The 23,050-nt window shown below is 59.2% G+C and carries 27 protein-coding genes; 18 read left to right on the plus strand and 9 right to left on the minus strand.

What is annotated here, in order from left to right:
• The 12 genes from GVL50_RS11980 to recX all read left to right on the plus strand — a co-directional run bounded on the left by GVL50_RS11980 (position 1) and on the right by recX (position 9,053).
• Positions 1-1,041 (plus strand): phage baseplate assembly protein, encoded by a 1,041-nt coding sequence (locus tag GVL50_RS11980; protein WP_159813138.1) that lies wholly within the window; start codon positions 1-3, stop codon positions 1,039-1,041.
• A 107-nt stretch (positions 1,042-1,148) separates the two neighbouring features.
• On the plus strand, positions 1,149-1,658 hold the full coding sequence (locus tag GVL50_RS11985) for a phage baseplate assembly protein V (RefSeq protein ID WP_053117691.1): 510 nt from the start codon (positions 1,149-1,151) through the stop codon (positions 1,656-1,658).
• Positions 1,658-2,056, plus strand: a complete 399-nt coding sequence (locus GVL50_RS11990; RefSeq protein ID WP_159813139.1) for a phage GP46 family protein — start codon at positions 1,658-1,660, stop codon at positions 2,054-2,056. The genes GVL50_RS11985 and GVL50_RS11990 overlap by 1 nt, the downstream gene beginning before the upstream one ends.
• Complete coding sequence (locus GVL50_RS11995) at positions 2,046-3,089, plus strand: baseplate J/gp47 family protein (protein WP_159813140.1); 1,044 nt, start codon at positions 2,046-2,048, stop codon at positions 3,087-3,089. The genes GVL50_RS11990 and GVL50_RS11995 overlap by 11 nt, the downstream gene beginning before the upstream one ends.
• Positions 3,077-3,676 (plus strand): YmfQ family protein, encoded by a 600-nt coding sequence (locus tag GVL50_RS12000; protein ID WP_159813141.1) that lies wholly within the window; start codon positions 3,077-3,079, stop codon positions 3,674-3,676. Before GVL50_RS11995 ends, GVL50_RS12000 begins: the two co-directional genes overlap by 13 nt.
• 10 nt (positions 3,677-3,686) lie before the next feature.
• Entirely contained in the window at positions 3,687-5,240 is a 1,554-nt protein-coding gene (locus GVL50_RS12005) for a phage tail protein (protein WP_159813142.1), read from the plus strand.
• Between the two features lie 2 nt (positions 5,241-5,242).
• Positions 5,243-5,710 carry a tail fiber assembly protein gene (locus GVL50_RS12010; protein WP_256671857.1) on the plus strand — a complete coding sequence of 156 codons (468 nt, stop codon included), beginning with the start codon at positions 5,243-5,245 and terminating at the stop codon, positions 5,708-5,710.
• Positions 5,711-5,806: 96 nt separating this feature from the next.
• Positions 5,807-6,373 carry a glycoside hydrolase family 19 protein gene (locus GVL50_RS12015; RefSeq protein WP_159813144.1) on the plus strand — a complete coding sequence of 189 codons (567 nt, stop codon included), beginning with the start codon at positions 5,807-5,809 and terminating at the stop codon, positions 6,371-6,373.
• Entirely contained in the window at positions 6,352-6,870 is a 519-nt protein-coding gene (locus GVL50_RS12020; RefSeq protein WP_159813146.1) for a lysis system i-spanin subunit Rz, read from the plus strand. Before GVL50_RS12015 ends, GVL50_RS12020 begins: the two co-directional genes overlap by 22 nt.
• A gap of 67 nt (positions 6,871-6,937) precedes the next feature.
• Entirely contained in the window at positions 6,938-7,438 is a 501-nt protein-coding gene (locus tag GVL50_RS12025; RefSeq protein ID WP_053117718.1) for a CinA family protein, read from the plus strand.
• A gap of 83 nt (positions 7,439-7,521) precedes the next feature.
• Positions 7,522-8,574, plus strand: coding sequence for a recombinase RecA (recA, locus tag GVL50_RS12030; protein WP_159813148.1), 1,053 nt, complete (start codon positions 7,522-7,524; stop codon positions 8,572-8,574).
• Positions 8,575-8,582: 8 nt separating this feature from the next.
• A complete protein-coding gene (recX, locus tag GVL50_RS12035; RefSeq protein ID WP_159813150.1) occupies positions 8,583-9,053 on the plus strand; it encodes a recombination regulator RecX in 471 nt (156 codons plus the stop codon).
• A gap of 54 nt (positions 9,054-9,107) precedes the next feature.
• On the opposite strand, the gene GVL50_RS12040 is transcribed toward recX, so the two are convergent.
• Positions 9,108-10,226 carry a TIGR00730 family Rossman fold protein gene (locus GVL50_RS12040; protein WP_159813152.1) on the minus strand — a complete coding sequence of 373 codons (1,119 nt, stop codon included), beginning with the start codon at positions 10,224-10,226 and terminating at the stop codon, positions 9,108-9,110.
• Positions 10,227-10,575: 349 nt separating this feature from the next.
• Between GVL50_RS12040 and GVL50_RS12045 the strand changes: the two genes are divergently transcribed.
• Positions 10,576-10,770, plus strand: a complete 195-nt coding sequence (locus GVL50_RS12045) for a hypothetical protein (RefSeq protein WP_053117727.1) — start codon at positions 10,576-10,578, stop codon at positions 10,768-10,770.
• On the opposite strand, the gene GVL50_RS12050 is transcribed toward GVL50_RS12045, so the two are convergent.
• Entirely contained in the window at positions 10,771-11,196 is a 426-nt protein-coding gene (locus GVL50_RS12050) for a PA3611 family quorum-sensing-regulated virulence factor (protein ID WP_053117728.1), read from the minus strand. It abuts the gene before it with no gap.
• Positions 11,197-11,385: 189 nt separating this feature from the next.
• Here GVL50_RS12050 and GVL50_RS12055 point away from each other — a divergent pair, with 189 nt between their 5' ends.
• The 3 genes from GVL50_RS12055 (at position 11,386) to GVL50_RS12065 (ending at position 13,443) form a co-directional block, all read left to right on the plus strand.
• Positions 11,386-12,132, plus strand: a complete 747-nt coding sequence (locus GVL50_RS12055) for a tRNA-uridine aminocarboxypropyltransferase (RefSeq protein ID WP_159813154.1) — start codon at positions 11,386-11,388, stop codon at positions 12,130-12,132.
• A gap of 223 nt (positions 12,133-12,355) precedes the next feature.
• Positions 12,356-13,006, plus strand: coding sequence for a response regulator transcription factor ErdR (gene erdR / locus GVL50_RS12060; RefSeq protein WP_053117733.1), 651 nt, complete (start codon positions 12,356-12,358; stop codon positions 13,004-13,006).
• A gap of 74 nt (positions 13,007-13,080) precedes the next feature.
• Positions 13,081-13,443, plus strand: coding sequence for a diacylglycerol kinase (locus GVL50_RS12065; RefSeq protein WP_053117735.1), 363 nt, complete (start codon positions 13,081-13,083; stop codon positions 13,441-13,443).
• Here the strand turns inward: GVL50_RS12065 and GVL50_RS12070 are convergent.
• On the minus strand, positions 13,440-14,366 hold the full coding sequence (locus GVL50_RS12070) for a LysR family transcriptional regulator (RefSeq protein ID WP_053117737.1): 927 nt from the start codon (positions 14,364-14,366) through the stop codon (positions 13,440-13,442). The genes GVL50_RS12065 and GVL50_RS12070 overlap by 4 nt on opposite strands.
• 133 nt (positions 14,367-14,499) lie before the next feature.
• On the opposite strand from GVL50_RS12070, the gene fpr reads away from it, so the two are divergent.
• A complete protein-coding gene (gene fpr / locus GVL50_RS12075; protein ID WP_007908723.1) occupies positions 14,500-15,279 on the plus strand; it encodes a ferredoxin-NADP reductase in 780 nt (259 codons plus the stop codon).
• 174 nt (positions 15,280-15,453) lie between these two features.
• On the opposite strand, the gene tsaA is transcribed toward fpr, so the two are convergent.
• From tsaA to rimO, 6 genes are all read right to left on the minus strand, one after another.
• Positions 15,454-16,152 carry a tRNA (N6-threonylcarbamoyladenosine(37)-N6)-methyltransferase TrmO gene (gene tsaA / locus GVL50_RS12080; RefSeq protein WP_178124181.1) on the minus strand — a complete coding sequence of 233 codons (699 nt, stop codon included), beginning with the start codon at positions 16,150-16,152 and terminating at the stop codon, positions 15,454-15,456.
• Between the two features lie 167 nt (positions 16,153-16,319).
• Positions 16,320-17,090: an SDR family oxidoreductase gene (locus tag GVL50_RS12085; RefSeq protein WP_159813158.1), complete on the minus strand. Its 771-nt coding sequence runs from the start codon at positions 17,088-17,090 to the stop codon at positions 16,320-16,322.
• 128 nt (positions 17,091-17,218) lie between these two features.
• Positions 17,219-17,689 carry a DUF1456 family protein gene (locus GVL50_RS12090; RefSeq protein WP_053117744.1) on the minus strand — a complete coding sequence of 157 codons (471 nt, stop codon included), beginning with the start codon at positions 17,687-17,689 and terminating at the stop codon, positions 17,219-17,221.
• 72 nt (positions 17,690-17,761) lie between these two features.
• On the minus strand, positions 17,762-18,472 hold the full coding sequence (locus GVL50_RS12095) for an rRNA pseudouridine synthase (RefSeq protein WP_159813160.1): 711 nt from the start codon (positions 18,470-18,472) through the stop codon (positions 17,762-17,764).
• 190 nt (positions 18,473-18,662) lie between these two features.
• Positions 18,663-19,136, minus strand: a complete 474-nt coding sequence (locus GVL50_RS12100; protein WP_159813162.1) for a GNAT family N-acetyltransferase — start codon at positions 19,134-19,136, stop codon at positions 18,663-18,665.
• 223 nt (positions 19,137-19,359) lie between these two features.
• Positions 19,360-20,697: a 30S ribosomal protein S12 methylthiotransferase RimO gene (gene rimO / locus GVL50_RS12105; protein WP_159813164.1), complete on the minus strand. Its 1,338-nt coding sequence runs from the start codon at positions 20,695-20,697 to the stop codon at positions 19,360-19,362.
• A gap of 355 nt (positions 20,698-21,052) precedes the next feature.
• On the opposite strand from rimO, the gene GVL50_RS12110 reads away from it, so the two are divergent.
• Positions 21,053-22,894, plus strand: coding sequence for a potassium transporter Kup (locus GVL50_RS12110; RefSeq protein WP_371925984.1), 1,842 nt, complete (start codon positions 21,053-21,055; stop codon positions 22,892-22,894).
• Positions 22,895-23,050 lie beyond the last annotated feature (156 nt).

Consider the following 23,050-nt stretch of genomic DNA (forward strand, 5'->3'; position numbering starts at 1 on the left):
ATGAGCGAGATGGATAATCGCGTCACGCTGACGGTTAATGACATGGAATACGGCGGCTGGAAAAGCGTCGAAATCAGCGCCGATCTGGAGCGTCAGTTTCGCACCTTCAAACTGGAAATCACCTGGCAATGGCCAGGCCAGACCGTGGATCAGCGGATCAAACCCGGCGACCCCTGCGAAGTGAAAATCGGCAGGGATCTGGTGCTCACCGGTTATGTGTTCAAAGCGCCGATCAGTTATGACGAACGTCAGATCAGCCTGAGCATCGAAGGCAGTTCCAAGACACAGGATCTGGTCGATTGCGCAGCCGCCAACCGGCCGAATCAATGGCAGGATCAACCCTTGCTGAGTATCGTCGAGGCGTTGGCGAGTGAGTATTCGCTGAAGGTGGTCAACGAAATTCCCGAGACGTCGCGGCTGGCCAAACACACGATCGTGCCGGGTGAAACGGTGTTTCAGTCGATCGACCGTTTGCTCTCGCTACTGCGGGTTTTTTCCACGGATGACGAGCAGGGCCGGCTGGTGCTGGCCAAGCCCGGCAGCGGCGGCCGCGCCAGTGATGCGCTGGAGCTGGGTAAGAATATTTTGTCGGCCAATGCGGCGATGGATCAGAGCCAGGTGTTCTCCGAATACCGGGTGATCGGTCAGCAAAAAGGCTCGGACACCCAGAGCGGGGCGGCGGTCAGCGAAGTTGAATCGACGGCGGCTGATCTGACCTTCAAACGTCGGCGCACCACGGTGATCAACGAGGGCACGCAACTGACCTTTGAGTTGGCGCAGCAGCGTGCCCAATGGGAAAGCGCCACCCGCCTGGGCCGCGCGCAAACCACCACGTATCAGGTGCAGGGCTGGCGTCAGGCCAATGGCGATTTGTGGCGTCACAACACGCTGGTGCGAGTGAAAGATCCGGTGCTTGGTTTTGACGGCGACATGCTCATTTCGAAAGTGACGTATTCGCTGTCGGCACAAGGCTCGGTGACCACCCTGCAAGTGGCCCCGCCGCATACCTTTGACGCCAACCCCAGTCCCCCCAAAACCTGACTGTTCCTTAAAAGATCGCAGCCTTCGGCAGCTCCTACAAATGCACACCGATCCAATGTAGGAGCTGCCGAAGGCTGCGATCTTTTAGGGCCTCATAGGAATTCAACATGAGCCTGATGACACGCCTGCTGGCGCGCGGCACTGTCGTGCTCGCCAATTCGGCCGCCAAGCTGCAATCGCTGCAAATGCGCCTCACCGCCGGTGAAGTCAACGACGACCTCGAACACTTCGAACCCTACGGCTTCACCAGCCATCCACTGGCCGGTGCCGAAGGCGTCGTCACCTTCATCGGCGGCGACCGTTCCCACGCCATCGCTTTAGTCATCGCCGACCGCCGCTATCGCCTGCAAGCGCTGGCCGCCGGCGAAGTGGCGATCTACACCGACGAGGGCGACAAGATCCACTTCAAGCGCGGACGGATCATCGACATCGAAACCGCCACGCTGAACATCCGCGCCAGCAGCGCGGTGAATTTCGACACGCCGGTGATCAATCAGAGCGGAAAAATCGTCTCCACCGGTGACCAGCTCGCTGGCGGTATCAGCCAGATCAAACACGTCCACGTCGGCGTACAAGCCGGCAGCGGCCAGACCGGTGTGCCGGCAGGAGGCCAGTGATGTTTATCAGCCAGAACCTCCACGCCGCACTGACCCGCGCCGTGCTTATCAGCCTGTTCACCTGGCGTCGCGCCGCCGATGACGACGCCCTCGACGATGAAGAACGTTTCGGCTGGTGGGGCGACAGCTTTCCCACCGTCGCTGACGATCGCATCGGCTCGCGGCTGTGGCTGTTGCGCCGGGTCAAGCTGACCCGACAAACCCAGATGGACGCCGAGTTCTATGCCCGCGAAGCCTTGCAATGGCTGATCGACGACGGCCACTGCAGCGCCATCGCCATCCTCAGCGAACGCCTCGATGCCCAGCGTCTGAATCTGCGCACGGTGCTGACCCTGGCCGACGGCGAACGTCTGGACATTAACCCCGATAACAGTTGGCAGGTGATCTATGCCGTTTGAAACCCCTTCGCTGCCGGTGCTGATCAAGCGCACCCAAAGCGACCTGGCCGGCGATTCGCTGCGCCAGTCCGATGCGCAAGTGCTGGCCCGCACCCTCGGCGGCGCCGCGTTTGGTCTGTACGGTTATCTCGACTGGATTGCCGAGCAGATCCTCCCCGACAAAGCCGATGAGTCGACCCTGGAACGCATCGCCGCACTGCGTCTGAACCAGCCGCGCAAACCCGCGCAAGTGGCCACGGGCAGCGTCAGCTTCAGCGCTACGGCCGGTGCGATTCTGGACGTCGATACGTTGCTGCAAACCAACGATGGCCGTACTTACAAAGTCACCACTGCGCGGGTCACGGCCAACGGTGTCAACAGCACCACCATCGCCGCGCTCGATGCCGGCAGCCTCGGCAATGCTGACGCGGGCCTCGTGTTGACGCCGGTGCAGCCGGTTGCCGGCATTGTCGGTAGTAGTTTTGTGGTGCAGGCGCCGGGACTCAGCGGTGGTGTCGCGCGGGAGAGTCTGGAGTCGCTGCGTTCGCGAGTGATTCGTTCCTATCGCGTGATCCCTCACGGTGGCTCGGCCAGTGATTATGAAACCTGGGCGCTGGAAGTGCCGGGTGTGACGCGGGCGTGGTGCCGTGCAAGCGATGTCGGCTATGGAATTGTCTATTTGTTCGTCATGCGCGATGACGATTTGCAGCCTATTCCCAACGCAGAACGGCTGGCAGAAATCCAGGCCTATATCGAACCCCTGCGTCCGGTCACAGCCGAGTTGCACGTGCTGGCGCCGCAACAAGTTTCGATTACCTACAAACTACGTTTGAACCCTGATACCAGTGCGGTACGAGCTGCGGTCGAAGAGCAATTGCGCGACCTGCACAACCGAGAGGCAGGCATGGGCGATACGTTGCTGCTCAGTCACATCCGCGAAGCGATCAGCAGTGCAGCCGGTGAATACGACCACAGTCTGATTGAGCCAATCGGCGATGTTGAAGCTGCGGACAACCAGTTGCTCACCTACGGGGGGTGTGTATGGGTGGCATAAGGACGCCTGCTCAATATCAATCCCAGCTCCGCACTCTGCTACCGAGCGGTCCTGCCTGGGATCCTGAACGAGTGCCGGAACTGGAGGCAGTTCTCGAAGGCATTTCGCAGGAGTTATCGCGTCTGGACGCGCGTGCGGTTGACCTGCAAAACGAGATGGATCCGGCTGGCGTCAGTGAACTTGTACCGGATTGGGAGCGGGTCATGAACTTGCCCGACCCCTGCCTTGGTCAGAAGCCATTGTTTGACGATCGTCGCCTGGCGGTACGTCGGCGCCTGCTCGCGGTAGGCAGCCAAACCATCGGTTACTTCATAGAAATCGCCCAGACCCAAGGCTATCCCAACGCCACCGTCACCGAGATGCATGCACCCCGAATGGGGCGCTCACGCTTCGGCAGTGCGCACTTCGGCAGTTGGCGGGCGCAGTTCATGTGGACACTCAATACCGGTGGGCGGCAGTTCACCGGCCGCCGTTTTGGCGCCAGTTACTGGGGCGAGCGTTTCGGCGTGAATCCGGGCAGTGCTCTGGAATGCCTTATCCATCGCAGTGCGCCGGCGCATACCCGTGTGTACATCAATTATGACTAGAGGTTAGAAAATGGATTTCCCAAAAAATACGCCCGGCGTCGGCCTGGTGAACGGACAGTTTGCGGACGAAAATCCGGTGGCTGGAACTCCGGGTTCTTTGATTCCGGCAACGTGGGGCAACGCCGTCACGCAAGAAATTCTGAATGTGATTAAAGCAGCCGGGTTAGTCCCCAAAGAAGATGCTTCCACGCAATTGCTGGAGGCTATCCAGAGTTTCGCTGCCCACGATTTCAAGAACTCGGCCCGCGTTGCGACAACAGGCTCGATTGCCCTGAGCGGCTTGCAAAAAATCGACGGTGTGCAGCTCGCTGCAGCTGATCGAGTGCTGGTGAAGGATCAACCCAATGCATCGCAAAACGGTGTGTACGTGGTGGCTGCGGGGGCCTGGTCGCGAGCGGTGGATGCAACGCAGGACTATCAAGTAACCAGTAGTTTCATCATCGCGACCGATGAGGGTGTGGTGAACAAATCTCGCATTTGGCAGTTGACCACTCCGGGCCCGATCAAGGTCGGCACTACCGGTCTGACCTTCGAAATGTTTGCCGGCTACACCGGTGTGGCGTCTGGCGAATACCGCAAGGTCATGGTCAACGCGCGCGGGCAAGTAACCGCTGGCTCCAACCCGACCACGCTTGATGGCTATGGCATAACTGATGCCTACACAAAAGTGGCAGCGAACAATGCGTTCGTGAAGCAGGGCGGTGGCGCCGGACAGCTGGGCAACTCGGTGTCGATTGGCTGGGATGGTAAAAACATCTTGATCCAGGTGGACGCCACCAGTTTTGGCAACCTGTGGTGCTCTGCCAACTTTGACCCGGGCACCAAGGCCAACGTCGCCGATGTTTATTCAAAGACCGCGACGGACAGTTTTCTCGACAACAAGATCAGCGGCGATGCCTGTGCTATCGCGGGTTTCGCCAGCGGCAACTCCGCTGCGCCGTACATGCGAAACAGGAACAACAACGAAGTTGTCGTGCTGGCCAGAACCGCGACGACCTTGGGTGGCTATGGCATTACCGATGCGATGCCCCGCGCTGAAGCCAACAGCGCGATCAATGCTCGTGTGTTGAGTGACGGAATTACCTACGCAGGTTTCGCCAGTAACGATCTGTCCCAGCCTTATTTTCGTCGCGCCTCCGACAGCACTCTTCTGCTGCTACAGCCCCGACTTGGGTTTGTGCCGGTTCGTCAGGGCGGTGGTAATTTTCAATCCAACAATATGGTCATGATCGGTTGGGCGGCGGACGGAACGTCATTGCGGGCGCAAGTCGATGCCACGGATCTGGGCAGTATCTGGACCGACGGCATCGGCAATGTCAAAGCGATTTACGCACAGTCAACGGCAGAAACCGGGATGGTCGGCTCGTATGCCTTGCTGGTGGTCGGTGGTGGTGGCGCGACGGGGCCGGGGGCGCTCGCTGCAGGCGTCAATTGCCGCTTCACCGCCACCGATGGCTCTGCCTGGGGCGGCGCACCTGCCGGTACCTGGCGATTGATGGGCGCTATTCGTAATGCGGACGGCGCCAGTCCCGATTCCACCACCGTATGCCTGAGGGTTTCTTGAACATGATGAAAGTATTGAGTGCACGTCAGCCACGCTGGAATGACGTCGAACACACCTCGTTGAACCTGTTGGTCACCTTCGAAGAGTCCAAAGATACATTGGGGGAAATGCCATTTACGGCCTCTCCGAAAGATCCGGAATCGCACGGCCGTGAACTGTTTGAACGGGCGACGGCACTGGAGTACGGCGACATCGCCGAGCCCAGCGACGAGACTTTGAAAAATACACAGCGCATGAAATGCTCAGGCCTTTCAGCGTTGGCATCGTCGACGATCACAAAGTTGCAGGGCGACTTGAGTACGTTGCAGGACTCAATCGCCCTGGAAATGGCGACAGATGAAGAGCTCGCTCAGGTGCCAGTGGTTCAGGCGCAGCTGGATCTTTGGAGAAAGTACCGGGTATTGCTTTCAAGAGTAGAAACCCAGGCCGCTTTTCCTCGCACGATCGATTGGCCGCAGCAACCTGATTGATTGCTGATGTAAGCGCGGGAGCGTCGGTTCATGACGCTCCCGCCAGTCTGCGGTTTCTTGCTGATGAAGGTTCTTCTAAAGAGTGGTTGGATTGAAATGTCCGTTACCCAAGACCAACTGGTCAACATCCTCCCCAACGCCCGCACCCAAGCGGGCGTTTTTGTTTCTGCGCTCAATGCTGCCATGGAGCGCTTTCGTATCAATACCCCCAAACGCATCGCCGCGTTTCTTGCGCAAGTCGGTCACGAATCCGGGCAATTGCAGTACGTACGCGAACTGGGCAAAAACCAATACCTGAGTAAATACGACACCGGCACCCTGGCCTTGCGCTTGGGTAACACGCCCGAAGCTGACGGCGACGGGCAAAAATATCGGGGGCGTGGGCTTATCCAGATCACCGGGCGCAGCAACTATCGCCAGTGCAGCCTCGGTCTGTTTGGCGATGAACGCCTGCTGTCGCTGCCAGAACTGCTCGAACAACCGCAATGGGCGGCCGAATCTGCCGCTTGGTTCTGGGAGCAGAACGGCCTCAACGAACTGGCTGATCGCGACCAGTTCAACACCATCACCCGGCGAATAAACGGCGGGTTGAACGGCTTGCAGGATCGCCTGGAAATCTGGGCGCGGGCGAGGGCGGTGCTATGCCAATCCCCTGGCGAATGATTGGCTTACTCTTATTGGCCGTCGGCGCTTTTGTGGCAGCCTGGCAGTTTCAAGACTGGCGCTACGGCCGCCAACTCGCCGAGCAATCGCGTTTAAACACAGAAACCCTCAATCAACAGAATCTCGCCGCCGCCTCGGCGCAACAGGCCGAGCAGGATAAACGCCTGGCGCTCGAGCAACGGCTCGCGACCAGTGAACAAACTCACTATCGAGCACTGAGCGATGCCCAACGTGATCAGGATCGCCTGCGCGATCGCCTTGCCACTGCTGATGTGCGCCTGTCAGTCCTCCTCGACGCAGGCGATGTTGTCCACGGCTGCAACGTGCCAGCCACCGCCGGCCCCGGCGGCGTGGATCATGCAGCCGTTCGCGCCCGACTTGACCCGGCGCATGCTCAACGAATTATCGCCATCACCGACACCGGCGACCGCGGACTGATTGCCTTGCAGGCGTGTCAGGCCTATGTCAGAGCGCTCGCGCCCGAACATTTTGAATGACTCTGTGTCTTGAAAGCGCAACCGGCTCGTGTACGGTGGAGGCATTCCACACGATCCGGAGTGCGCCGTGAAAGAGATCACCCAATTGGCTGCTGAACTGGGCCGACGCCTGCAAGTGCTCAATGCCCATGTCACCACTGCCGAGTCGTGTACCGGTGGCGGCATCGCCGAAGCGATCACGCGGATTCCCGGCAGCTCGGCCTGGTTTGAAGCGGGTTACGTGACGTATTCCAACCGGCAGAAAACCCAGCAACTGAATGTGCCGACCGGGTTGTTCGAGACGGTAGGCGCGGTCAGTGCCGAGGTGGTTGAGGCGATGGTGCGTGGCGCGCAGGACAAAAGTCTGGCGCGATTTGCCGTGGCGGTCAGCGGTGTGGCGGGGCCGGACGGTGGTTCACCAAACAAACCGGTCGGCACCGTGTGGCTGGCCTGGGGGGTTGGCGAAACGGTGACCAGTGAGGTTCAACACTTCCCAGGTAACCGCGATGAAGTCCGCCGACAAACGGTGAAGGCCGCGCTAGAGGGGCTCCTGCGACTAGCGGCACGAGAAATCGAAAATCAGGGGTAGGCGATCCGCGAACGCTGTGGAATAATACTGGCTACTTATACAGGTGTTGGCCGTCAGGCCTTATTGATTACGTGAGGACTTTAATGGACGACAACAAGAAGAAAGCCTTGGCTGCGGCCCTGGGTCAGATCGAACGTCAATTCGGCAAGGGTGCCGTAATGCGTATGGGCGATCAGGACCGTCAGGCGATCCCGGCTATCTCCACTGGCTCTCTGGGTCTGGACATCGCGCTCGGCATTGGCGGTCTGCCAAAAGGCCGTATCGTTGAAATCTACGGTCCTGAATCCTCCGGTAAAACCACACTGACTCTGTCCGTGATCGCCCAGGCGCAAAAAGCCGGCGCGACCTGCGCATTCGTCGACGCCGAACACGCCCTCGACCCTGAGTACGCCGGCAAACTGGGCGTCAACGTCGACGACCTGCTGGTGTCCCAGCCGGACACCGGTGAACAGGCACTGGAAATCACCGACATGCTGGTGCGCTCCAACGCCGTTGACGTGATCATCGTCGACTCCGTGGCAGCCCTGGTACCGAAGGCTGAAATCGAAGGCGAAATGGGTGACATGCATGTGGGCCTGCAAGCCCGTCTGATGTCCCAGGCGCTGCGTAAAATCACCGGTAACATCAAGAACGCCAACTGCCTGGTGATCTTCATCAACCAGATCCGTATGAAGATCGGCGTGATGTTCGGTAGCCCGGAAACCACCACCGGTGGTAACGCGCTGAAGTTCTATGCGTCGGTTCGTCTCGACATCCGCCGTACCGGCGCGGTGAAAGAAGGCGACGAAGTGGTCGGTAGCGAAACCCGCGTCAAGGTTGTGAAGAACAAGGTGGCTTCGCCGTTCCGTCAGGCCGAGTTCCAGATTCTTTACGGCAAGGGCATCTACCTCAACGGCGAGATGATCGACCTGGGCGTGCTGCACGGTTTCGTCGAGAAGTCCGGCGCCTGGTACGCCTACGAAGGCACCAAGATCGGTCAGGGCAAGGCCAACTCGGCCAAGTTCCTGGCGGACAACCCGGAAATCGCGAAAAAGCTTGAGAAGCAACTGCGTGACAAGCTGCTGACCCCAGCGGCCGACACCAAGGCTTCGCCGGTCAAAGAGACCGAAGACGACCTGGCCGACGCTGATATCTGATCGCAACGATGAGCACCGTCGTACTCGAAACCCTCGTCGCGGTGCGGCGAACCGCCATGGATCTGCTCGCACGTCGCGAGCACGGTCGAGTCGAGCTGACGCGCAAACTGCGTCAGCGCGGCGCTGAGGCGGAGATGATCGAAACAGCCCTCGACCGTTTGACGGAAGAGGGCCTGCTTTCCGAAGCCCGTTACCTTGAAAGCTTTGTTTCCTACCGTGCCCGCTCCGGCTATGGCCCATTGCGGATTCGAGAAGAACTAAGCCAGCGCGGCTTGCAACGCGCTGATATCGAACTTGCCCTACGCGAAAGCGGTATCAGTTGGCACGAGCAACTTCAGGAAACGTGGCGGCGCAAGTTCTCCGGGCATTTGCCGATAGATGCGAAAGAGCGGGCCAAGCAAGGCCGATTCCTTGCGTATCGGGGTTTCTCGATGGAGATGATCAACCGCTTGTTCAGCGGTCGAGGGATGGACGATTAAGACGCCTCAATAAAAACGGCCCGCTATGGAAATAGCGGGCCGTTTTTTTTGCCTTTAAATTGCCTTTGACGGCTCACGCGTACGTTGCGCCGCTTGCGGTTTGGACGGCGCCCAGTTTTCCGGCAGATTGATGTAGTCGATTAGTTCCCTCAAACGCCCTTGATTACGCGCATTGAAGGCAAAGGCCAATCGCGCCAAATGGCTGTATTGCGCGTCATCATGTTCCTCGCCGCTGTAAGCGTGTTGATGGAATTGGTCGCTGAGGCACAAATCAGCAAACGCCTCCTGCATATGCTCAAGCGCTTGTTCGCTGAGCTTGTGATTCATGCGAATTACGAACTGCCGCTTGAGCCAGCGGCTGGAGTGGAAGTTGCTGTAGAACTGGTTGATCTGCTCCACCGCCTCTTCGACCGTGTACACCAGACGCATCAGTTTCATGTCGGTCGGCAGGATGTAGTGATTTTCCTCCAGTTGCTGGCGAATGAAATCCATCGCGCCCTGCCAGAACGTGCCGCCCGGCACATCCAGCAACACCACCGGCACCAGCGGACTTTTCCCGGTCTGAATCAACGTCAGCACTTCCAGTGCTTCATCCAGCGTACCGAACCCGCCCGGACACAGCACCAGCGCATCGGCCTCTTTGACGAAGAACAATTTACGGGTGAAGAAGAAGTGGAACGGCAGCAAATTGCCGGTGCCGTCGACAGTCGGGTTCGCATGCTGTTCGAAGGGCAGGGTGATATTGAAGCCGAGGCTGTGATCGAGGCCGGCACCTTCGTGGGCGGCGGCCATGATGCCGCCACCGGCACCAGTGATGACCATCATGTCGGAGCGTGCCAATTGCGCGCCGAGTTCTCGGGCCAGCGCATACAGCGGATGTTCGACCGGTGTGCGTGCCGAGCCGAACACAGTGACTTTACGTCGGCCCTTGAATTGCTCCAGCACGCGAAACGCTTGCTCCAGTTCGCGCAGGGCTTGCAGGGTGATCTTGGCGTTCCAGCGGTTGTGGTCTTCCTGAGCCATGCGCAGCACGGTCAGGATCATGTCGCGGTAAATGGGAAGGTTCGGGCTGTTGGGGGAAACACGGCTGAGTTGTGCTTCGACCTGGCTGATGAGGTCGGGGCCGCTTTCCTGAAAATGACGACTCAACAGGTCATTCGGTTGGTAAGGCATTCAACGTCTCCTTCTGCACAGAGCGGGTGGCCCTGACGAGCGGCGTCGGGGCCGCGCTGCAAAAACACACACGATCGGCAGTTCCATTTCTGCCGTTAACAGATGACCGGGAATACTTTGAATTTAGACCCTTGCGTGCAATTGCGCTGACCCGATCATTGCGCCGCAATGTTCTGGCTGGCAACCGCTTGTTGATATTCAGGTATCGGCACACCGCTCGTCTGAACGTGCTACGCGCGGTAAACCCTCTGATTAACTAACTTACAGGCGCCGTACGACAGCGTTGCGGCAATAACCGTACGCAAGGTGCACGTTTTTGAAGGATTTGCGGGTAGCCAGGAGGCGGGACATGACCAGAGTGGTTCTGGAGATCGATGCACAGTTGTATCGAATGTTGAAAGCATCTGCCGAGACCCATCAGGTCAGTCTCGAAGAGGAATGCTGCCGGCGTTTGGCGGGTGGCGAGCATCCGTCGCAGTATCTTCAGGCCTTGCTGGCCGAATTGCGCGCCGAGGATGAACAGCGGCGCGCTAATTCGCGATGATTACTTCTTCTTCGCCGGGGCAGTTTTCGGGCAATCCGAATCCTGATAGCTGGCGGAGCCGATCGCCTTGTTGGTTTTCACTTCGGTGAAGTCGTAGCGCATGACCGCGCCTTTGGCCATCAGCTTGCGAAAGGCCGGGTTGTTGCACACCGAAGCGCCCAGTTGAAAGTACACAGCCTTGGGATCAGCACGCATTTTCTGCGCATGACTGGCCTGCACGCTCAGGTGGTTGATCAGCGTGGTGCCTTCAACGGTGAAACCCTGATCAAGAATGTCTTCACTGATGGCGCGTGGCGTGCCGACGCTGCTCTGGGCGGCGACGTTGCGCAGCTCGCGGTTCAGATTCTGCTCACTCAAGGATGCAGCCTGAGCGGTGAAGGACGACGCCAGCAGAATGGCAGCGGTGGGAACGATAAGGCGCAGCATGAAACTCTCCTGATTCGGTGACTGGTGGTTCGACCAGCCTCGGGGCTGTGCGTTCAGTGGCGCCGAATTATAGGGGAGCCGGTCGGGAGGGTACAGGCTTGTCCCCGTTGCTCTGGTAAACTGCCGGCCTTTATTGCCCTGCCGAGTGCTGTTCGTGTCGAGTTTCCCTGTCTGCCGGCGTTGCCCGCGATGAACCATCCCCCCAATGCCGTCGCCCGTTTGCGCGACCAGCGCGAAGATGAAGGCATCAAGCCGATTCAGGCCCGCGGCTTTCGCTCCGAGCGTTGCCGCGATTGCCGGGTGATCATCAGCCATTGCCTGTGCGCCTGGCGACCCAGCGTCGACACGCGTTCAGGCGTGTGCCTGATCATGACCGGCAAGGAAGTGTTCAAACCAAGCAACACCGGTTGGCTGATTGCCGACGTGGTGCGCGATAACCATGCGTTCATCTGGTCGCGCACCGAGCCCGATCCGCAGATGCTGGCGCTGCTCAACGACCCGCAATGGCAGCCGTATCTGGTGTTTCCCGGCGAATACGTCGAGCCGTCGCGGGTGACCAACACGGTCGCGCCCGATAGCAGCAAGCGCCCGCTGTTTATTCTGCTGGATGCGACGTGGACGGAAGCGCGAAAGATTTTCCGCAAGAGCCCGTATTTCGATCGCTTGCCGATCCTGAGCCTGCTGCCCGACAAACTCTCGCGCTATCGCCTGCGCCGTTCCACCCGCAGCGAGCACCTGTGCACCGCCGAAGTCGCGGCGCTGTGCCTGGAGCTGGCCGGCGACTCGGATGCCGCCTCGGCGCTGGACGCCTATTTCGATGTGTTCAGCCAGCATTACCTCGGCGCCAAGCAACAACTGGACATGAACGAATCCACCCCTGCGCACGCCGAGTTGCTGCCCTATATACGAAAGCCGCAGCCGGAGTTGGCGCAATAGTGGCCCATACTGTAGCTACCGGCGGCCTTGCTGCTTGACCACCCAGTCTTCGCTGGGCATGCTTGGCGCCGATTAGGGTGCGGCCAAGGTTTGAAACGCCGTCTTTGCTGGTTATTGGCGTTGAACGTGCCCCTGTGGATACCGCTTGCAAGCGGCATCTTGAGTTGCTTTGGCCAGACCCGAATGCATCGGGTCTGCCATCAAAAACAGGATCATTTGAAAAATGGCCACATACGACATCCTGATTGCCGATGATCACCCCCTGTTTCGTAGCGCCCTGCATCAAGCGGTGACGCTGGGCCTCGGCCCGGATGTGCGACTGGTGGAGGTGGCGAGCATCGCCGAACTGGAAGCGCGCCTGACCGAAAAATCTGACTGGGATCTGGTGCTGCTGGATCTGAACATGCCCGGCGCTTTCGGGTTTTCCGGGTTGGTCATGCTGCGCGGGCAGTATCCGCAGATTCCGGTGGTGATGGTTTCGGCTCAGGAAGAAGCCTCGGTGGTGGTCAAGTCCCGTGAATTCGGCGCCAGTGGCTTTATTCCCAAGTCCAGCGACCTCAGCGTGATTCAGCAAGCCGTGCGCAAAGTGCTTGATGGCGATGTGTTCTGGCCGCCGCAAGCGTTCGAAGCAGTTGCCGTGTCCGACGAAGCCAAAGCCGCCAGCGATGGCCTCGCCAGCCTGACGCCGCAGCAGTTCCGCGTGCTGACCATGGTCTGCGAAGGCCTGTTGAACAAGCAGATTGCCTATGAGTTGAGTGTGTCGGAAGCGACCATCAAGGCCCACGTCACGGCGATCTTCCGCAAGCTGAATGTGCGCACCCGCACGCAGGCTGCGTTGCTTCTGCAACAACTTGAGTCAATTCCGAGCCAATAAAGCCTGGCGCCTTCACGCTTTTTTGACTTTTGTTGATCTAGCTTTCTCACTCCTTTTTGGTTGGTCTCAACGTTATGTCACCTTTCAAGGGCCAGACCGGCCTGAAACGCATCCTTAATGCCTCCGGTTACTCGCTGGACGGTCTGCGCGCAGCTTTCACCGGTGAAGCGGCGTTCCGCCAACTGGTGCTGCTTAATGTGATCCTGATTCCGGTGACGTTCTTTCTGAATGTCAGCCGTGTCGAGCAGGCGCTGTTGATCGCGGTGTGCCTGCTGGCGCTGATCGTCGAGCTGCTGAATTCGGCGGTCGAAGCGGCCATCGACCGCATCTCGCTGGAACTGCACCCACTTTCGAAGAACGCCAAGGACATGGGCAGCGCCGCGCAATTCGTCGCGCTGAGCATGATCGGTCTGGTGTGGGCGGTGATTCTGCTTTAAGCGATCGTCGGCAAGACGATCTCGTCGCTGCGCTGAACCCCGGCGGTGAAAGCGCGGCACAGTTCCAGAAACTCGCGCATCGCCGAGGTCTGGTATTTCTGTTTGTGCCAGATGAAGTAGAACTGCCGCGCCAGATCCAGATCCGGCGTTTCCACCGGCACCAGACTGCCGCGCCGGAACGCATCACGCAGCGCCAGTCGCGAGATGCAGCCAATCCCCAGCCCTGATTCCACCGCGCGTTTGATCGCTTCGGTGTGTTCCAGCTCCAGACGGATATTCAGCGCGCTGCGATGATGACGCATGGCCTGATCGAAGGTCAGCCGCGTGCCGGAACCCTGTTCGCGAAGAATCCACGCCTCGTGCGTCAGCTCTTCCATGGTTGCGGTGCCGCGTTTGGCCAAAGGATGCTGCGGCGCGCAAAACACTACCAGCTCATCCTCAACCCAACTCTGCACTTCGATGTCCGGGTGGCTGCAATCGCCTTCGATTAGACCCAGATCAATTTCGTAGTGGGCAACTTGTTGCACGATATTGGCAGTGTTCTGCACGTGCAGCTTCACCTGACTTTCCGGGTGGCGCTGCATGAAACTGCCGATCAACAGGGTCGCCAGGTAATTGCCGATGGTCAGCGTGGCGCCGACCGACAGCGAGCCGAAACCGGATTTGCCGTTGAGCAGGTCTTCGATTTCCTTGGCCTGATCGAGCAGGGCCACCGCCTGCGGCAGCAGCTGTTTGCCGAGGGCGTTGAGGCTCAGCCGTTTGCCGGCACGGTCGAACAGCTGGCAGCTGGACTGGCGCTCAAGCTCGGTGATCGAGGTGCTGGCGGCCGATTGCGAGAGGTTGAGCAGACCCGCAGCACGGGATACGCTTTCCTGCTGGGCGACGGCGACGAAGACTTGCAGTTGACGGAGAGTAAATCGCATATCGATATAACCGATAACCCTTATCTTAATAATCCAGTTAACAGATATTGTCGTCGCTATTAGAATGCGATGCAATTGCGCACCGTCGCCTTCAAAAGCCAGCGCAGACCCAATCTCCAGGAGTCAAACGTACATGAGCAACATGAACCACGAGCGTGTCCTCAGTGTTCATCACTGGAACGACACTCTGTTCAGCTTCAAGTGCACCCGCGATCCGGGCCTGCGCTTCGAGAACGGTCAGTTCGTGATGATCGGCCTGCAACAGCCTAACGGCCGCCCGCTTATGCGCGCTTACTCGATCGCCAGCCCGAACTGGGAAGAGCATCTGGAGTTCTTCAGCATCAAGGTGCAGGACGGCCCGCTGACCTCGCAGCTGCAGCATTTGAAGGAAGGCGACGAGATCATCATCTCGAAGAAGCCTACCGGCACCCTGGTTCTCGATGACCTGAACCCGGGCAAGCACCTGTACCTGCTGAGCACCGGCACCGGTCTGGCGCCGTTCATGAGCGTGATTCAGGATCCGGAAACCTACGAGCGCTTTGAAAAAGTGATCCTGGTTCACGGCGTACGCTACGTCAACGAAGTCGCCTACCGCGAATTCATCACCGAGCACCTGCCGCAGAACGAGTTCTTCGGCGAAGCGCTGCGTGACAAGCTGATCTATTACCCGACCGTGACCCGCGAGCCGTTCGAGAATCAGGGCCGTCTGACTGACCTGATGCGCAGCGGTAAACTGTTCAGCGACATCGGCCTGCCACCGATCAACCCGCAGGACGACCGTGCAATGATCTGCGGCAGCCCGAGCATGCTCGACGAGACCAGCGAAGTGCTCGACAGCTTCGGCCTGAAGATCTCGGCGCGGATGCGCGAGCCGGGTGATTACCTGATCGAGCGTGCGTTCGTCGAGAAGTAAAACGCAATACCTGTAGGAGCCGAGCTTGCTCGCGAAGTAGGTCTGACATTCAACATTGATTTCGAATGTGAGACCGCTGATCGCGAGCAAGCTTTGCTCCTACAAAGATTTAGGTGTGACAGTAAAAGCCCGCGTTGCCTGAGAAGGCAGCGCGGGCTTTTTCGTTTCCGGGGGTTACGCTTCGGCAGGAATGACTTCGAGCACGCGAATCTGCTCAGGCGTCGGGTAATGCCAGCGCACGTCCAGATCCCAGAACTGCGCGCCGTATTCGCGCTCAGGTACCGGGGTTTGGTACGCCGGACGCGGATCCTGGGCCAGACACTGTTCAATCAACGCAACCAACGGCTCATCAAGGCGCTGAGCGTGTGTGTGCGCTTGTTTCAGTGCTGAGTCCGTCCACTGCACGTCAATCAGCTGCGGTGCTGCACTGGCGATGCTGTTGGAGGCTTCGGGGATGATATCGGCATAGGGCACGTAGGGTTTGACGTCGAGAACCGGCGTGCCGTCGAGCAAGTCGATGCCCGAGATGAACAGGCGATTGGCTTCGACCTTGTCCAGTTTCACCACAGATTGGCCGATGCCGTTGGGTCGGTGAGTCGCGCGGGTGGCGAACACGCCCATGGACTTGTTGCCGCCCAAGCGGGGTGGGCGGACTTTCAGGCGTGGTTTTTCTTCGAGTGCTTGGTGGAACAGGAACAGCAACCAGACGTGACTGACCTGTTCCAGGCCTTGCACGGCGTCACCCTGATCGAACGGCGCCACCAGTTCCAGCACGCCACGGGCGGCGGGGGCCAGTTGCGGCTGGCGCGGGATGGCGAATTTCTCCTTGAAGCAGGAGCGCACGAAGCCGATGGGGGAGACGCTGTAAGTCATGGTTTGCATTCGAAGCGGGGCAGGGTGGGCATGATAACCCGTCCAACCTCAAGTCTGGTGGTGGCAGGGCTGGCCTATTCGCGAGCAAGCTCGCTCCCACAGGGATCTTGTGCACGCCATAGATCCAATGTGGGAGCGAGCTTGCTCGCGAAGGCCGCGCCGCCGATCTACAGACTGAAACCACCATCCAGCGGAATAATATTCCCGGTCATATAGGCCCCGGCGGTACTCGCCAGGCTGATCGCCAACGCCGCCATCTCTTCCTCACGCCCCCAACGCTTCATCGGGATCACCGCCGTGTCCTCCGCCAGCGCCTTCTCATCGTTGCCAATATGCTGAGTCATCTTGCTCGGAAACCTTCCCGGTGCGATCACATTGACATTGATGTGCTGGCTCACCAGCTCCCGCGCAAGAATCCGTGACAATTGGTGCAGGGCAGCCTTACTCGGCCCGTAGGCATACGCCTGCTCCCCAAACGAAGAAATCCCCGCCACCGAACCAATATTGATAATCCGCGCCGGATTCGCCGCTGAGCCTGCCTTGCGCAACAACGGTAGAAACTGCTGGATGCAGGTGAACACCGACGTCACGTTGAGCTGCATGACCTTTTCCCAGCCCTTGACCGGGTAACTCTCTAGCGGCGCGCCCCACGTGGTGCCGGCATTGTTTACCAGAATATCCAGATGGGTGATTTGCTCGCCCAGACGCGCGGCCAGTTCCTGCACGCCTTCTTCAGTCGCCAGATTCGCTGCCATGCCGTAGCAAGTACCCAAAGCGCTGAGTTCTTCCGCGGTTTGATGACAGGCTTCGGCGTCGCGCGAGCAGACATAGACACGCGCGCCAGCCTCGACGAAGGCTTTGGCGATCATTTTGCCGATACCACGGGTGCCGCCGGTCACCAGAGCGGTGCGGCCTTGCAGGGAGAAATACGGGTGCATGGCGAGTCCTGAGTGCTAGGGATCAATACACCCTAGTCGTCAGCCGCGAAAAGCGGAGCCACTATTTTTGCAGGGAATGAACGGTCATGCATTGCGGTGGCGACCATCGATCGCCACCGCAGCGAGGATCAGGCCGGGCGAACGCGAAGGGTCAGACCTTTGAGGAAGTTGCGCAGCAACTGGTCGCCGCACGGGCGGTAGTTGGTGTGGCCAACCTTGCGGAACAGTGCGCTCAGCTCAGGCTTGGACACCGGGAACTCAGCAGCCTTGAGGATCGCGTGCATGTCGTCTTCTTTCAGTTCGAAGGCTACACGCAGTTTTTTCAGAATGATGTTGTTGGTCACCGGCACTTCGATCGGCTGCGGCGGACGGCTTTCATCCTTGCCACGCTTGAAGATCACCAGACCGTCGAGGAAGTGCGCGATGACTTCGTCCGGGCAGCGCACGAAACCTTCTTCGTCTTCTTCTTTCTTGTCGAGCCAGGTCAGCACGTCAGCGAGTGCTACGTCCATGCCGCCGAGTTTGATGATTTCGACAACTTTCTTGTCACTGATGTCGAGCATGTAGCGCACGCTGCGCAATACGTCGTTATGAATCATGTGAGTAATCCTGATAAGCGTTGTGGGCAGCACGCGGGCGCGCTGCCGGAATGTGTGGCGGCAGTGGAAGTCTTAGAACTTCTCTTTGCCGGACAGGTAGCGCCATTGGCCGACCGGGACTTTGCCGATCGAGACGCCGCCGATGCGGATACGGCGGATGCCGATGACCTTGAGGCCAACCGCTTCGCAGAACTGGGCGATGATCCCCGGCTGCGGGTTTTTCATGGCGAAGCGCAGGCGGTTTTCGTTCTGCCAGCTGGCCTTGACCGGCGGCAGCTCTTTGCCCTTGTGCGTCAGGCCGTGCTGCAAGCGGTTGAGGCCGTGGGCGACCATGTCGCCTTCAACTTCGACTACATATTCCTGCTCGATCTTCGCGGCGTCGGCGGTGAGTTTGCGCAGGATTTTCCAGTCCTGGGTGAACACCAGTAGGCCGCTGGCCTTGGCTTGCAGGTCAGCGCTGGCGGTCAGGCGCAGGAAGTGGCCGCGCAACGGGCGTTTGCCATAGCGGTGTTCTTCGCTGAGGGTGTCGATGCTCAGCGATTGCATGGCGCTTTCGACGTCCATGCCGGCCGGCGCGTTGAGCAGGATGGTCACCGGCTCCGGCGCGGTGGCCTGGGCGTCCTTGTCGAGCTCGACCTTCTGGTCGCCGACCTTGAACTGCGGTTCGTCGATGACTTCGCCGTCCACGGTGACCCAGCCGCCCTCGATGAACAGCTCGGCCTCCCGGCGGGAGCAACCGACCAGTTCGATGAGGCGTTTGGAGAGGCGAATCGGGTCAGTCATGACAGGGCCGTAACAAAAAAGGGGTGGGCATTGTACCTGTGTGGCGCCGGTTAAGCCCGGTTCCATTTACAGGCGCTGAATTCAATGTGGGAGCGGGCTTGCTCGCGAAGGCGTCATGCCAGTCTATGTGTGCAGTGACTGGTACACCGCATTCGCGAGCAAGCTCGCTCCCACAGGGTTCTACAGGGTTTCAACCATTACTGGAGCGTTGCTGATTTTGCCGCAAACGCATATGCAGCAACGGATACGGCTGGCCCATACCATCCACTTCAGAGCGGCCGATCACTTCAAACCCCTGCTTGAAGTAGAAGCCAAGCGCCTGCGGGTTCTGTTCGTTGACGTCCAGCTCATCGGCGTTCAAATGCTGCATCGCGTAGTTGAGCAGCTTCTTGCCCAAACCTTGACCGCGAAAATCGGGATCAACGAACAGCATCTCAATCTTGCCCGCCGCGACCCCGGCAAACCCGGTTATGCGCTGGTCGGCGTCCTTGGTGCAAATCAGCATCACCGCATCCAGATAGCGGGTCAGCACCAGATTACGCAGCAGCTCGATGTAGCTGTCCGGCAGAAAATCATGGGTGGCGCGAACCGAGGCCTCCCAGACCCGGGTCAGTTCCTGATAATCGCTGAGTTTCGGCGTGTGGATAACCGAGTGGTGACGCATGCCTGTTGGCCTCTTGTTCGTTCAAGGGAGTCCGTCCCCCGATAAACGATAGCCGTAAAAAAGCCCCGCATCTTGGAAAAAGAGCGGGGCTTTTGAATTCAGCGCTATCCCGAATCCCTGTAGGAGCTGACGAGTGAAACGAGGCTGCGATCTTTTGATCTTGTTTATCGAGATCAAGATCAAAAGATCGCAGCCTTCGGCAGCTCCTACAGGGTATGCGGTGTTAGATCTGTTCGGCCCACAGATCGTATTCGTCAGCGTCGGTGACTTTGCACCAGACCTTGTCGCCCGGCTTCAGATTGCTGCCGTTATCAATAAACACGTTGCCGTCGATTTCCGGGGCATCGAAGAAGCAGCGGCCAACTGCGCCTTGCTCGTCGACTTCGTCCACCAGCACTTCGATTTCACGGCTGATGCGCATTTGCAGACGTGCCGAGCTGATCGCTTGCTGGTGCGCCATGAAGCGATCCCAACGATCCTGTTTGACCTCGTCCGGAACGATCTCCAGATCGAGATCGTTGGCCGGAGCGCCTTCTACCGGCGAGTACTGGAAGCAGCCGACGCGGTCGAGCTGCGCTTCGGTCAACCAGTTCAGCAGGTACTGGAAGTCTTCTTCGGTTTCGCCCGGGAAGCCGACGATGAAGGTCGAACGGATGATCAGATCCGGGCAGATTTCGCGCCAGTTCTTGATCCGCGCCAGGGTCTTGTCTTCGAACGCCGGGCGTTTCATCGACTTCAACACTTTCGGGCTGGCGTGCTGGAACGGGATGTCCAGGTACGGCAGGATCTTGCCGGCCGCCATCAGCGGGATCAGCTCGTCAACGTGCGGGTACGGGTAAACGTAGTGCAGACGTACCCAGACGCCCAAAGTGCTCAGTGCTTCACAGAGTTCGGTCATGCGGGTTTTCACCGGCGCGCCGTTCCAGAAACCGGTGCGGTATTTCACGTCAACGCCGTAAGCGCTGGTGTCTTGCGAAATAACCAGCAACTCTTTAACGCCGGATTTGACCAGACGTTGAGCTTCGTCGAGCACATCGCCGACCGGACGGCTGACCAGTTTGCCGCGCATCGACGGGATGATGCAGAACGAGCAGCTGTGGTTGCAGCCTTCGGAAATCTTCAGGTAAGCGTAGTGACGCGGGGTCAGCTTGATGCCTTGCGGCGGCACCAGGTCGATCAGCGGGTTGTGGTCTTTACGCGGTGGCACGACTTCGTGCACGGCGTTGACCACTTGCTCGTACTGCTGCGGACCGGTCACGGCCAGCACGCTCGGGTGCACGTTGCGGATGTTGCCTTCTTCCACGCCCATGCAGCCGGTGACGATCACCTTGCCGTTTTCCTTGATCGCTTCGCCGATCACTTCCAGCGACTCAGCCTTGGCCGAATCGATGAAACCGCAGGTGTTGACGACTACAACGTCGGCGTCCTGATAGGTGGACACCACGTCATAACCTTCCATGCGCAGCTGGGTCAGGATGCGCTCGGAGTCGACCAGTGCTTTCGGGCAACCCAGAGATACAAAGCCAACCTTTGGATTGGCCGGCGCAGGAGTGGTGGACATGTCTAACCTCGGTATTTTGTGACGCCGCTTGCGCAGTGCGGAAGCCGACGGATGGGCGCTTAGGGTGCGCCTCTGATCAAAAAGTGCGCAATTCTAGCGGCGAGAAGCGCACTTGACCAGCTTTATGCCGGGAAATACGACGAGTGCTGCGCTATGCTTCGCGCCGTTGGGCTTTACCAATTTTTTACAGTCAACAAATCGTCTGTAACAACAGGTAAATCAGCGCATCATGCTGCACGACAAAGCATAGTGCTTCATTGAAAAGAAGCCGGTTCCGGTAAGTCAGGAGTGTTGGATGGGTCAGGCAAGTAGTCATGCGGCAGGCGCCGAGGGTTCGGCAACCAAGCCGCTGAGTATGCTGGTCGCGGCGGTCGGGGTGGTTTACGGCGACATCGGCACGAGCCCGTTGTACACCCTTAAAGAAGTGTTTTCCGGCGGCTACGGTGTGCCCGTCAATCACGACGGCGTGCTGGGTATTCTGTCGTTGATCTTCTGGTCGCTGATCTGGGTGGTTTCGATCAAATACATGATGTTCGTGCTGCGCGCCGACAACCAGGGCGAGGGCGGCATCATGGCGCTCACCGCATTGGCAAGGCGAGCGGCAGGGCATCGCAAAAAGCTGCGTTCATTATTGGTGGTTTGCGGACTGATCGGCGCTGCGCTGTTTTATGGCGACAGCATGATCACCCCGGCGATTTCCGTACTGTCGGCGATTGAAGGTCTGGGCCTGGCATTCGATGGCATTGATCATTGGGTGGTGCCGCTGTCGCTGGTCGTTCTGGTCGGGTTGTTCCTGATCCAGAGTCACGGTACCGCGCGGATCGGCATTCTGTTCGGGCCGATCATGGTCACCTGGTTCCTCGTCCTCGGCGCGCTTGGTGTGTATGGCATCAGCCACACCCCAGAAGTGCTGCATGCGATGAACCCGATGTGGGCGGTGAATTTCTTCGTCGTTCATCCGGGCATGGGCGTGGCGATCCTCGGTGCCGTGGTGCTGGCGCTGACCGGTGCCGAAGCGCTGTACGCCGACATGGGGCACTTCGGTCGCAAGCCGATTGCCCGCGCGTGGTTCATTCTGGTGTTGCCGGCGCTGATGCTCAACTACTTCGGTCAGGGCGCTTTGCTGCTGGACAACCCGGAAGCGGCGCGTAACCCGTTCTACCTGCTGGCGCCGAGCTGGGCGTTGATTCCGCTGGTCGGTCTGTCGACCATGGCCACGGTGATCGCCTCGCAAGCGGTGATTTCCGGCGCGTTCTCCCTGACCCGTCAGGCGATTCAGCTCGGCTACATTCCGCGCATGTACATCCAGCACACCTCCAGCGCCGAGCAGGGCCAGATTTATATTGGCGCGGTGAACTGGGCGTTGATGGTTGGCGTGGTGTTGTTGGTACTCGGCTTCGAATCGTCTGGCGCACTGGCCTCGGCCTACGGCGTGGCGGTGACGGGCACCATGCTGATGACCACCATTCTGGTGTCGGCGGTGATGCTGCTGCTGTGGAAATGGCCACCAATCCTTGCCGTGCCGGTGTTGATCGGTTTCCTGCTGGTGGACGGTCTGTACTTCGCCGCCAACGTGCCGAAGATCGTGCAGGGCGGTGCCTTCCCGGTGATCGCCGGTATCGCGCTGTTCGTGCTGATGACCACCTGGAAACGCGGCAAGCAGTTGCTCGTCGATCGCCTAGACGAAGGCGCGCTGCCGCTGCCGATCTTCATCAGCAGCATCCGCGTGCAACCGCCGCATCGTGTGCAGGGCACCGCGGTGTTCCTCACCGCGCGCTCCGACGCCGTGCCGCATGCGTTGTTGCACAACCTGCTGCACAACCAGGTGTTGCATGAGCAGGTGGTGTTGCTGACGGTGGTCTACGAAGACATCCCGCGCGTACCGCCATCGCGACGTTTCGAAGTAGAAGCGCACGGGGAGGGCTTCTTCCGGGTGATCCTGCACTTCGGCTTCACCGATGAGCCTGACGTGCCGCAGGCGCTGAAGCTATGTCATCTGGATGATCTGGACTTCAGCCCGATGCGCACCACCTACTTCCTCAGCCGCGAAACGGTGATTGCCTCGAAGTTGGAAGGCATGGCGCGTTGGCGTGAGGCGCTGTTTGCGTTCATGTTGAAGAATGCCAATGGGAACTTGAGGTTCTTCAATCTGCCGCTGAACCGGGTGATTGAGTTGGGGACGCAGGTGGAGATGTAACTTGGCGTTATAGAGGAAGCCCCCGTCAGCGCTAGTGGCTGGCGGGGGCTTTTTTGTGGGCGTACACATTGCTTGAATACTGCACCAATCCCCCTGTGGGAGCGGGCTTGCTCGCGAAGGCGGTGGATCAGCTACCGGAGATGTCGTCTGACACAA

The organism is Pseudomonas sp. 18058 (assembly GCF_902706155.1).
In the GTDB taxonomy this organism is placed as follows: Bacteria; Pseudomonadota; Gammaproteobacteria; order Pseudomonadales; family Pseudomonadaceae; genus Aquipseudomonas; species Aquipseudomonas rustica.